10 protein-coding genes are annotated in these 11,151 nt (G+C 64.4%); 6 read left to right on the top strand and 4 right to left on the bottom strand.

From position 1 onward, the window contains the following. Both ABWP09_RS11065 and mnmA read right to left on the bottom strand, forming a co-directional pair. Positions 1–1,545: putative bifunctional diguanylate cyclase/phosphodiesterase (locus ABWP09_RS11065; RefSeq protein ID WP_353205197.1), on the bottom strand; the 1,545-nt coding region annotated here is incomplete at its 3' end. A gap of 141 nt (positions 1,546–1,686) precedes the next feature. Continuing rightward, positions 1,687–2,796: a tRNA 2-thiouridine(34) synthase MnmA gene (mnmA, locus tag ABWP09_RS11060; RefSeq protein WP_353205196.1), complete on the bottom strand. Its 1,110-nt coding sequence runs from the start codon at positions 2,794–2,796 to the stop codon at positions 1,687–1,689. A gap of 112 nt (positions 2,797–2,908) precedes the next feature. Here mnmA and ABWP09_RS11055 point away from each other — a divergent pair, with 112 nt between their 5' ends. The 3 genes from ABWP09_RS11055 (at position 2,909) to ABWP09_RS11045 (ending at position 3,995) form a co-directional block, all read left to right on the top strand. After that, entirely contained in the window at positions 2,909–3,148 is a 240-nt protein-coding gene (locus ABWP09_RS11055) for a hypothetical protein (protein ID WP_353205195.1), read from the top strand. A gap of 107 nt (positions 3,149–3,255) precedes the next feature. Continuing rightward, complete coding sequence (sciP, locus tag ABWP09_RS11050; RefSeq protein ID WP_188447633.1) at positions 3,256–3,555, top strand: CtrA inhibitor SciP; 300 nt, start codon at positions 3,256–3,258, stop codon at positions 3,553–3,555. A 188-nt stretch (positions 3,556–3,743) separates the two neighbouring features. Beyond that, positions 3,744–3,995 (top strand): GlsB/YeaQ/YmgE family stress response membrane protein, encoded by a 252-nt coding sequence (locus tag ABWP09_RS11045; RefSeq protein ID WP_502959792.1) that lies wholly within the window; start codon positions 3,744–3,746, stop codon positions 3,993–3,995. Between the two features lie 63 nt (positions 3,996–4,058). Here ABWP09_RS11045 and ABWP09_RS11040 read toward each other — a convergent pair whose 3' ends face one another. Both ABWP09_RS11040 and ABWP09_RS11035 read right to left on the bottom strand, forming a co-directional pair. Further along, positions 4,059–4,784: an SIMPL domain-containing protein gene (locus ABWP09_RS11040; protein ID WP_353205193.1), complete on the bottom strand. Its 726-nt coding sequence runs from the start codon at positions 4,782–4,784 to the stop codon at positions 4,059–4,061. A gap of 110 nt (positions 4,785–4,894) precedes the next feature. Continuing rightward, positions 4,895–5,155, bottom strand: a complete 261-nt coding sequence (locus ABWP09_RS11035) for a GlsB/YeaQ/YmgE family stress response membrane protein (RefSeq protein ID WP_353205192.1) — start codon at positions 5,153–5,155, stop codon at positions 4,895–4,897. Between the two features lie 308 nt (positions 5,156–5,463). On the opposite strand from ABWP09_RS11035, the gene ABWP09_RS11030 reads away from it, so the two are divergent. From ABWP09_RS11030 to ABWP09_RS11020, 3 genes are all read left to right on the top strand, one after another. Next, the gene (locus ABWP09_RS11030; RefSeq protein ID WP_353205191.1) at positions 5,464–6,651 is read left to right on the top strand and encodes an efflux RND transporter periplasmic adaptor subunit; all 1,188 of its coding nucleotides are present in this window, start codon (positions 5,464–5,466) and stop codon (positions 6,649–6,651) included. Positions 6,652–6,657: 6 nt separating this feature from the next. Next, positions 6,658–9,816 (top strand): efflux RND transporter permease subunit, encoded by a 3,159-nt coding sequence (locus tag ABWP09_RS11025; RefSeq protein WP_353205190.1) that lies wholly within the window; start codon positions 6,658–6,660, stop codon positions 9,814–9,816. A 160-nt stretch (positions 9,817–9,976) separates the two neighbouring features. Continuing rightward, the coding region (locus ABWP09_RS11020; RefSeq protein WP_353205198.1) for a DUF445 domain-containing protein at positions 9,977–11,151 on the top strand (1,175 nt) is incomplete at its 3' end.

Raw genomic sequence — 11,151 nt, 5'->3', positions numbered from 1 at the left:
TAAGGCGGTTTCGGTGACTTCGATCGACAGACGTCCGGCGTCGAAGCCGTGTTCGCGAACCACGGTCAGGATCTGGTCCGCAATGCTTGGCGAATTCAGCTCGGCACCGCTCAGATTGAACGACAGGCCGATATCCTCAGGCCAGGTCGCTGCCGCGGTCAGCGCCATCGCGAGCAAGGGCAAGGTCATCGCGCACGTTATCCCCGCCTGCTCGGCAAGCGGGATAAACTCTGCCGGGGAAATCACGCCGAGCGTCGGGTGGGTCCAGCGCGCCAGCGCCTCAAAGGCAATAATCCGGTCGCTTTTGGCATCGACGACCGGCTGATACTGCAGCACGATCTGGTCACTCTCCGCGTGGATCGCAAGCGCTTGCTCGATCATCAGCCGACGGCGGTTGCGTGCTTCCATCTCGGGCGCGAACACACAAATGCCGCCGCCATGCGCGCGTTTCGCCTCATACATCGCAAGATCGGCGCGATTGATCAGCGCCAGCGTACTTCCGGGAGCAACGCCGTCATGCGCGATGCCGATCGACGCGCGCAATCGAAAGGCTTGCCCGCTCACGACAAAGGGCTGGTCGAAGATCTTGCCGAGTTGGGCGAGCCGCGCTTGCGCATCACCATGCTGTTCGACGCCACGCAACAGGACGGCGAATTCGTCTCCGCCGAAACGCGCGATCAGGGCATCGCCGATATTAAGGTTCTGAAAACGCTTTCCCGTCTCCACCAACAGCGCGTCGCCGGTCTGATGGCCATAAGTGTCGTTGATGATCTTGAAACCGTCGAGGTCGATCATCCCGATCGCCAATGCCAGCGCCGGTCGCGCAGCCGATGCGTCTTGCAGTTCTTCGAGAAAGGCCCGGCGATTGGCAAGGCCGGTCAAAACATCGCGATACGCCAGATCGCTCACCTTGCGCTTTTCGGCGGCGATGGCGCCGCGTGATTCGACCATGCGGCGCAGCTGGCGATACTGGCGGAAGGTCATGCCGACGACGAGTGGCGCGATCAGCACCATATTGGCACCCATGCTGGCAAGCATGAGGTTGCCGCTCATCAGCAGGGAAAGCGAGACGGGAATGGTGCCCATCGCAACGACAATGTACGCCGCCAGCGGCAAGCTCGACAGGCAATTGGCCGTCGAAACCGTGCAAAGCGATGCGAACAGCGCGACATAGGTGCGCGCTTCGCCGCCGGAGCGCTGAATAGCCTCGGTCCATATGCTCAGACCGAGCGAGAGAAGGCTGGCCGCGGCGAGCGTGCCGGTCATCGCCGCACGCTTTTGCGCAACCGTCGCATTGACCAAGGCGTCTCGCCCCCGCAACAAGACGGCGAGGCGGATCGCAATGCCCGCGGCGACAACGAGCGGTACGATATAAACGTTATGGCCGGCATTCGGAGCCGACACATACGCCAGGAACGCCATGTTGATCAGCACCGCGAGATACATTGCCGGTATTTGCGATCGCAAGGTCCGAAATTGCTCTGCCACCAGCGCATCGCTGGCTTTCCAGTGAAGCAGGCTATCGACAAAAGATTCACGGTTCATCGATGCGATCCCAACTGCGGGCCTGTCGGGCGCAAGCGCGAATCGATCCGGCATTCACGGTGTAGCGATTACCGCGGCGGGCCGGATCATCGGAATTCTACTTACACTGACGGCTTCGACACCTTTGCCCGGATGAACGGCTCAGGAAATCGTCGCCGCCACGCCCGTTGTTTCTTCGATCCATCCGCCGCCGAGCACGCGCTCGCCGCCATACAGAACCGTGGCCTGACCCGGGGCGACGCCATATTCGGGCGCATCGAACCGCACCTTTCCCCCATCGAACCGCGCCGCCACCGGCTTTGCGAGCGAGCGGACCTTCGCCGTTACCGGTCCGAGATAGGCTCCGCCCAGCCAATTGACTCCGCTTAACCGCGCCGCGCCAACCGCAAGTGCCGCCTTCGGCCCGACCACGACCTGTTTGGTCGCGGCATCGAGCCGGATGACGTAAAGCGGTTCGGGCGTCCCGCCAATCTCCAGCCCGCGCCGCTGCCCGACGGTGAAATGGATCAGCCCGCGATGGCGGCCAAGCACCCGCCCGGATTCATCGATGATGTCGCCGCTGGTATCGGCATCGGGCCGCAATTTCTTGACGAGCGACGCATAGTCGCCATCGGGCACGAAGCAGATGTCCTGGCTGTCGGGCTTGCCGGCGACCCCCAGGCCCAATTCCGCCGCCAGTTCGCGCACGCGCGGCTTGGGCAAGGACCCCAGCGGAAAGCGCAGATAGTCGAGCTGGTCTTGCGTCGTTGCGAACAGGAAATAGCTTTGGTCGCGCGCCGGATCGGCGGCGCGGTGCAGTTCCGCCCCCGCAGGACCGATCACGCGGCGGACATAGTGGCCGGTTGCCAGACAGTCCGCGCCAAGATCGCGCGCGGCGGCGAGCAGATCGGTGAATTTCGGCCCCATATTACACTGGATGCACGGAATCGGCGTGCGCCCGGCTAGATAATCGTCGGCGAAGCGGTCAATCACTTGATCCCGGAAACGCGATTCGTGATCGAACACGTAATGCGCAATGCCCAGCCGATCGCACACCGCGCGCGCATCGCGGATGTCACGCCCGGCGCAGCACGATCCGGCGCGCCCGACGGCTTCGCCATGATCGTAAAGCTGCAGCGTGATCCCGATCGTCTCCGCGCCGGTGCGCGCGGCCAGTGCCGCCACCACCGACGAATCGACTCCGCCCGACATCGCCACGACGATCCGCTTGGTCGCGAGATCCGGCCCCAGTTGAAAATCCACATCATCCATCGCGACGCAGATAGGCACTCGCGCCGGTGGATGCAAAAATCGCGGGCGCTTTACCCGACCTTTAGAACCTTGCCCGTACACCGCTGTTTCGCCCTCAACCGGAAGCGCCCGTGTGGACCTGAGTTTTTCCCGATTCGAAGCCGATGCGACGGTGGTGGCGCTGCCGCCAGACCTCGCCGTGCTGATGGTCGGCATCGCGGCACGACAGGCCGCGAGCCCGACGGCAATGGTGCAAGCGCATTTGTCTGCACCGGACGTGCAGTCCGATCGCTTCGCCCAGGCCCATGGCGCCTTCAACCATGCCGTTGCGCGCTTGCTTGCCCCGGCCACCGCCAGCGATTGGGAGACGTAGATATGAAGGCGCTGTTTACCGAGCCGCTTTAGCGGACGTTCAAGTCCTTACGCTAATCGCCGTTAATGAGATGACGGGGCCCCCGCCCCGACACGAGGTTTCCAAGAATGATCGAAAACCAGAAAATTCGCCCAGCCAAGGTGATCGGACCGCTCGGAGAGCCGCTGACGCTCGACACGCTCCCGCCGCCCGAGACGACGCGCTGGGTCGTGCGGCGCAAGGCCGAGGTCGTCGCCGCCGTAAATGGCGGGCTCCTGTCGGTCGATGAAGTGTGCGAACGCTACAACCTGACGGTCGAGGAATTCGCCGGCTGGCAGCGCGCGATCGATCGGTCGGGTATGCCCGGGCTGCGCGTGACCCGCATCCAGCATTACAAATCGCTGTACGAACGCCAGCAAAAATACTGAGCGCCACCCGAGCGACCCTCGGGGGTGTCGTCAGGGATTGATCGGCCCGTTGCTCACCCGAGCAACGGGCCGAAATCGTTTTGGAGCGCGGTCGCAGATCTGCCCAAACCGCAGCCGGAACAAAAATCCGGGCTCGTGAGTCTTGTCCCCGTATCCCGGATGCACCCGGGCAAATGGAGGGTAAGATGATCGGTCTCATTGTTTGGCTTGTTGTCGGTGGCGTCTGTGGCTGGCTTGCCAGCATGGTCATGCGGACCGATGGTCAGCAGGGTATCATTCTGAACGTCGTTGTTGGTATCATTGGTTCTGTTATCGCATCGTTCATTTTCGGTGCCGGTATCAATCAGGTGATCACGGTAATGACGTTCGTTTACTCGCTGATTGGCGCGATTATCTTGCTCGCGGTCGTCAACCTCGTCCGTCGCGGTAGCGTGCGCTAAGCACGCGATTACCGCAACGAACGCAATCGGGCCGCGGAGCGACATGCTCCGCGGCCCGTTTCGTTACTTGAGCAGGAAGCGCACCGTCAGCGTGACGGAGACGTCTGCTTCGCCGGCGACGACGCTGGTCGGCGTACCGCTCACTTTCATGGAGCGCTCATAAAACATCGGCGGCGGCGTTCCCCCATCGTTCGATCCGCTTTCGGCGATCAAGACGATCCGCGCTACCGTCAGCCCCGCAGCCTTGGCATAAAGTTCGGCGCGCGCGCGCGCGATCTTCACCGCCGACACGCGCGCTTCGTCGCGTGCGGCCTCGGGCTGATCGATCGACAGGCTGGGGCCATCGATCTGGTTCGCGCCCTCGCCCACCAGCCCATCGAGAATCGCCCCCGATTTTGCGACGTCGCGGAAGCGAACCGAGACGCTGTTGCTCGCCTGATAGCCGGTCACGACCGGCGGTTGCCCGTCGGCGTAGCGATATTGCGGGCTGAGCGAGACGGTGGCGGTGCGGATATCGCGCGGCGCGACCCCGGCCTTCTTCAGCGCCGCGAGCACGCGCGCCATGCGCGTCGCATTGTCCGCGAGCGCCGCCGCTGCGGTCTGCCCCTGCGTCATTACGCCAGCGCGGATCGTCGCTACGTCGGGGACTCGCGTCGTCCGTCCCTCGGCCGTGATATCGAGGAGCGTGCCATCGGGCGCGATCATTGGCGTGGTTTGCGCCGACGCCGCCGGCGCTGTCGCCGCAGCGAGAATCAGCGCGGGGGCAAGGAAGAGGAAACTCGAACGCATGGCAGTCACTCCCGATTGTCGGCGACCGATGGGCCGCTGCGCACTGCTGTGCCAGTGCGCACGGCAACCGGGGATGAACGGGTCGGAGTGGCCGGTTGGGTCGGCGCGCTTCAGCGCACCCGGCGCGAGACGACCAACCGGTAAAGCGCCAGCAGAATCACCGCGCCGCCGGTTGCCGCCGCATAATTCTGCCAGCCGCCGTTCAGCGACACGCCCATTGACTGCGCGATGAACCCTGCGAGCAGGGCACCGGCAATGCCGATCAGGATCGTGACGATAAAGCCGCCCGGATCCTTCCCCGGCATAATGATCTTGCCGAGCACGCCAGCCACAAGCCCGATCAAGAGCCAACCCAGAATCGAACGGTCCATCGTCGCTCTCCCTGTCACGCCCGTAAACACCGATTCGGACGGTCGCTTCCGCCCTGCGGAAATGCAACCACTTTGTTTCGGCATCGTGACGATGTCATATCGGCAACGGTTTCGGGAAAAAGCGCGAAAACGGTCGTGTCTCTGCGCTATCGTCTTGCGAACGGGCGGGAAGCGCGGCATTCGGCGCGCTGTAGTACCCGGCTACTTGAGCTCGGTGATGTATTCCTATAACACAGCAAATGGCAGGGTCGATACTCCGCTGTGATAGGTGGGCGAAACGGAGCCCCAGGGGTTGGGAAGTGGGACAGATGAACTACGAGACGCGCGCGATCGGCAATGAGGAAATCCTGGGGCTGCCGGGCGAGCGTGGCCCGCGGGGACCGCGTTGGGGTCTGGTCGCCGGAATCGTCGTCGCGGTCCTCGTTATCGTCCTTGCCGCTTCGTTCCTGTTCGGTGGCAAGCAAGCCGCGCCGGCCAAGCCAGTCGAGCAATTGCCGCTGGTGTCGGTGGTGATCCCCGGCCGATCGAGCGTCGCGCGCACGGTTACCGCGACGGGCTCGCTGGCAGCGCGGCGCGAAATGCCGGTCGGCGTTGCGGGCGAAGGCGGGATGATCACGCGCGTGCTGGTCGAGCCCGGCCAATGGGTCGCCAAAGGGCAAGTGCTCGCTTTGGTCGATCGTTCGGTCCAGAATCAGACCGCAGAATCGCTTGCGGCACAAATCAATGTCGCGCGCTCCGATGCAGCGATCGCGCAGGCCGAACTCGATCGGTCGAAACAATTGGTCGATCGCGGCTTTGTCTCCAAGGCCGATCTCGAGCGCAAGACCGCAACCCGCGATGCGGCGCTCGCCCGGGTGCGCGTAGCGCAGGCGACGCTGGGCGAAGCGCGCGCGCGCACCAACCGGCTCGACATTCGCGCGCCTTCGGCCGGCCTCGTCCTCACCCGCAGCGTCGAGCCGGGGCAAGTGGTCAGTTCGGGTTCGGGGGTGCTGTTCCGCTTGGCCGAGGGCGGCCAGATGGAGCTTCGCGCGCAAGTCAGCGAGGCCGATCTGCGCGGGCTGCATGCCGGATCGCGCGCGCAAGTCACGCCCGTCGGCGGCAGCGACGTTTTCAGCGGCGAAATCTGGCAAGTGTCCCCGGTGATCGATCCACAAACGCGCCAGGGGATCGTGCGGATCGCCTTGTCGTACAATGCCGCGCTGCGCCCCGGCGGTTTCGCCTCCGCGGCGATCGGCGCGGGATCGACCGACGTGCCGCAATTGCCCAACGCCGCGATCCAGAGCGACGACAAGGGCAATTATGTGTACGTCGTCGGGCCGGATAACATCATCGTGCGGCGCAGCGTCAAGGTCGGGGAAGTGTCCGATCGCGGCGTGGCGATCGCCGAGGGCCTGAACGGCACCGAAAAGGTCGTCCAATCGGCTGGCGCTTTTCTCAATGCCGGTCAAAAGGTAAAGCCGACGCTCGTTACGGCGGACGCTGGCAGCAAGAGGTAAGCGGCGATGAATTTCCGGAATATTTCGGCCTGGTCGATCCGCAACCCGGTCCCGTCGATCGTGCTTTTCGTCATGCTGACGCTGGCCGGAATCGTCAGTTTTCGCAATCTCGACGTCAACAACCAGCCCGATATCGATTTTCCGGTGGTGATCGTCTCGATCAGCCAACCCGGTGCCGCCCCGACCGAACTCGAAACCCAAGTCACGCAGCGAGTCGAGGCATCGTTGCGCTCGCTGCAAGGGATTGACGAGATCAATTCGACCGTGACCGAGGGTAACTCCTCCACCGTCGTCCAGCTCACCATCGGCACACCGATCGACCGCGCGGTCGAGGATGTCCGTTCGGCAATCTCGCAAATTCGCAGCAATTTGCCCGATGGCATTCTCGAGCCGCAAATCAGCCGCGCAAACACCACCGGCCAGGATCTGGCGAGCTATGCCGCGATCACCACGGACATGACGGTCGAGCAGCTCAGCTGGTACATCGACAATAACGTCGCCAAGGAATTGCTGTCGGTGCCGGGCCTCGCCGGCGTCAATCGCAACGGTGGCGTCGACCGCGAGATTCGCGTCATCCTAAGCCCCGACAAGCTTTCGGCGTTCGGGCTGACCGCAGCACAGGTCAACGCGCAACTCCGTCAGGTCAATCTGAACGCGGCCGGCGGGCGTGCGGAAATCGGTGGATCCGAACAATCGGTGCGCGTGCTCGGCAATGCGCAGACCGCCTATGATTTGGGGCAGGTCCAGATCGCCACCGGAAACGGTCGCACGATCAAGGTCGCCGATCTCGGGCGCGTGCAGGATCTCTATGCCGAACAACGCTCGGCCTCGCAGTTGAACGGCACGCAAGTGCTGAGCTTCGATTTCCAGCGGGCCAAGGGCGCATCGGACGTGACGGTGTTTCAGGAAGCCGGCAAGAAGCTCGCCGCGCTCGAAGCGCGCAACCCGAAGGTCCATTTCAAGCGCATCTCCGACAGCGTCAAATATACCAAGGCGCAATATGATGCCGCGATGGAGGCAATGGTCGAGGGTGCGGTGCTGGCCGTCATCATCGTCTTCGTGTTCCTGCGCGACTGGCGTTCGACGATCATCTCGGCGCTCGCCATCCCGCTTTCGGCAATCCCGACCTTCTGGGTCATGGATCTGCTCGGTTTCACGCTCAACAACATGACGCTGATGGCGCTGAGTCTCGTCGCCGGCGTGCTGGTCGACGATGCGATCGTCGAAATCGAAAACATCGTGCGGCACATGCGGATGGGGAAATCGGCCTATCAGGCGTCGATCGACGCCGCCGATGAAATCGGCCTCGCGGTGCTGGCGACCACGATGGCAATCGTCGCCGTTTTCCTCCCCGTAGGCCTGATGCCCGGTATTTCGGGGCAGTTCTTCAAGAATTTCGGGCTGACCGTTGTCGCCTCGGTGCTGATGAGCCTCGCGGTCGCGCGCCTGATCACGCCGATGCTCGCCGCCTATTTCCTGAAGGCGCAGGGCCAGGCGTCGCATGGCGAGGGCTGGCTGATGGACCGCTATATGGCGATCCTGAAATGGACCTTGCTGCATCGCTGGTCGGCCGTCGTGGCGGGCGCGGTCGCGTTCGGCCTGACGATCTTCCTGTTCATGACGATCCCCGCGACCTTCCAGCCGTTGCGTGATGCCGATGCTAGCACGGCGCAAATCGAGATGGTGCCGGGAACGACGCTGGCCGAAACGCAAGTCGTGGTCGACCGCGTCGCCGCCTTCCTGCGCAAGCAGCCGCAAGTCGAGTCGGTCTATGCCCGGACCTTTGTCGGCAATGGCCGCGTCACCGCAAACTTCAAACCGAAGGCCGAGCGGACGATGAAGAGCTATGAGTTCGAGCGCGCGCTCGCGCCCGAGCTTCTGACGATTCCCGACGCGCGCGTTTCCTTCCGCTCGTCGAGCGGCTGGGGTGGCGGCGGACGCGCGCTCACCGTCACGCTCGGCGGCGATGACCCGGCCTTGCTCGCCAGCACGGGTGCCACGCTGGTCCAGCAAATGTCGACCTTGTCCGATGTCGTCGCGCCGCGCATCGGCGGCGATTTGAAGCGACCCGAAATCGTCATCACGCCGCATATGGATCTGGCGGCGAGCATGGGCGTCACCACGGCGGCGATGTCGAGCGCGATCCGGCTCGCCACGCTCGGCGATATCGATCAGAACAGCGCGAAATTCTCGCTGGCCGATCGCCAGATTCCAATCCGGGTCGCGCTCGACCAGGATTCGCGTCAGCGCCTGTCGACGATCCAGAACATTCCGGTCCAGACGGCAAGTGGCGGCACGGTTCCTTTGAGCGTCGTCGCGAGCATCGGATTCGGTGCCGGCCCGACCAAGATCGAACGCGTCGCGCAGCAGCGCCAGTTGACGATCGGCGCGGATCTCGCGCCCGGCGTCGTCAGCGGCACGGCGCAAAAGGAAATCCACGCACTGCCAATCATGAAGAACTTGCCGATCGGCGTGAAGGAACTGGTGCTTGGCGAATCCAAGTGGCAAATCGAGTTGATCCAGAACTTCATCGTCGCGCTCGTCGCGGGCATCGTACTGCTCTTTGCGGTGCTGGTGCTGCTCTACCGCCGCCTGCTGCCGCCGTTCGTCAACGTGCTGTCGCTGCTGGTGGCACCGCTTGGCGGGTTGATCGGGCTGTGGGTCACCAACACGCCGATTTCGATGCCCGTCTATATCGGCCTGATCATGCTGCTCGGCATCGTCGCCAAGAACTCGATCCTGCTGATCGATTTCGCGCTGGAGGAGATGGAAAAGGGCGTCGACAAGGTCACCGCGATCATCGACGCCGGGCACAAGCGCGCCCAGCCGATCGTGATGACGACGGTGGCCATGGTGGCGGGCATGATGCCGACCGCGCTGGCGCTGACGGGCGACGGATCGTCGCGCGTACCAATGGGCATTACCGTGATCGGCGGGCTGATCCTGTCGACCGTGCTAACGCTGGTGATCGTGCCGGCGAGCTTCAGCCTCGCGGTCGGGATCGAGGCTCGGGTCGGTCCGTTCCTGCGCCGCAATTTGCTGACCTATCGTCCCGGCGACGATCACGGTCCGCTGATCGAGGGCGGCCCGATCGCACCCCGGATCGGCGGGACGCCGGGACGCATCGGCTATCTCGGCGACGACGAGCCGCAGCCGGCGGAATGAAGGTCGGAGTCCCTCCCCTGAAGGCGAGGGGCTTTCTCGGCGGGTTCGTCCCTTTCCGCTTGAACTATCCGGGCGTTCAGGGATTGGTGGAGCGATGCGTACCTTCCGCCTGACCCGCCCGCCGCATAGCTTTGAGGGTCCGCCCGCCGGCCTCGTGCGGATGCGCTGGATCGCGGGCGGTCTGTTGGTGGTGATGGCGGTCACCTTCCTGGCCGCGCGCGCCTTTGATCAGCGCTATCCGGTACTCGGCTTCGTGCGCGCCTTTGCCGAAGCGGCGATGGTCGGTGGCCTTGCCGACTGGTTCGCGGTGACCGCCTTGTTCCGCCATCCGCTCGGCCTGCCGATCCCGCACACCGCGATCATCCCGCGCAACAAGGATCGCATCGGCACCACGCTCGCCGCCTTCCTGCGCGACAATTTCCTGATCCCCGGCGTCGTCGCGCGGCGGATGCGGCGCGTCGACATGGCAGGGGCAGCCGGGCGCTGGCTCGCCAATCCGCCCGGCGGAGACGGACGCTTGCGGCGCGGCGCGGCGAGTCTTGCCGCGCACCTGCTCGAAGCGTTCGACCAGCAGCGGCTCGGCGGCATGGTCAAAGCCGGGATCGGTCAGCGTCTGCGCGCGCTCGACGTCTCGCCGCTGCTCGGCCAGGCGCTGACCGCCGCGATCGCCGAGGACCGGCACATGCCGCTGCTCGACGGGATCGTGCGGTGGGGCGCGCGGCTGCTCGCGTCGAACGAGGATTTGATCCGCACAATGGTGCATGAACGCGCTGGCGCGATGATGCGCTGGACCGGGCTCGACGAAACACTCGCCACCAAGATCATCGACGGGCTGAACGGCTTGCTGACCGGCATTGCCGAGGATCCCGACCATCCGCTGCGCGCCAAAGCCGAGGAGGGGCTCGCCGGACTCGCGCATGATCTCGTCAACGATCCCCGCATGCGCGAGCGCGTCGCCACCGTCAAAGCCGAGATCATCGACAATCCGGCGATGCAGCGCTGGCTCGACGGGCTGTGGGAGCAAGCGCGCGGCGGCATGTTGCGGATCGCGCGCGATCCCGATGCGATGCTCGCCGGGCCGGTCGGCGACGCGCTGCGGCAGCTTGGCAGCACGCTGCAGACCGATGCGAAGCTGCGCGCGACGATCAACCGCTTCGTCCGCCGCGCCGTCGTCGGCATGGCGGCGGATTATGGCGATGGTATCGTGCGGCTGGTGTCGGAGACGATCCACGGCTGGGACGCCAACACGATTACGCGCCGCTTGGAGAACGCTGTCGGGCGCGACCTGCAATATATCCGCATCAACGGCACGCTGGTCGGCGGGTTGGTCGGGCT

Source organism: Sphingomonas sp. (assembly GCF_040398505.1).
GTDB lineage: Bacteria > Pseudomonadota > Alphaproteobacteria > Sphingomonadales > Sphingomonadaceae > Sphingomonas.
The sequence above is the reverse complement of the archived record's forward strand: the minus strand, read 5'-3'. Positions and strand labels throughout refer to the sequence as shown.

Bases quoted from the DNA above. Each gene is read 5' to 3' on its own strand.
- mnmA (WP_353205196.1), bottom strand. From the start codon at position 2,796: ATGGATGATGTGGATTTTCAACTGGGGCCGGATCTCGCGACCAAGCGG.
- sciP (WP_188447633.1), top strand. From the start codon at position 3,256: ATGATCGAAAACCAGAAAATTCGCCCAGCCAAGGTGATCGGACCGCTC.
- ABWP09_RS11035 (WP_353205192.1), bottom strand. From the start codon at position 5,155: ATGGACCGTTCGATTCTGGGTTGGCTCTTGATCGGGCTTGTGGCTGGC.
- ABWP09_RS11030 (WP_353205191.1), top strand. From the start codon at position 5,464: ATGAACTACGAGACGCGCGCGATCGGCAATGAGGAAATCCTGGGGCTG.
- ABWP09_RS11040 (WP_353205193.1), bottom strand. From the start codon at position 4,784: ATGCGTTCGAGTTTCCTCTTCCTTGCCCCCGCGCTGATTCTCGCTGCG.
- ABWP09_RS11025 (WP_353205190.1), top strand. From the start codon at position 6,658: ATGAATTTCCGGAATATTTCGGCCTGGTCGATCCGCAACCCGGTCCCG.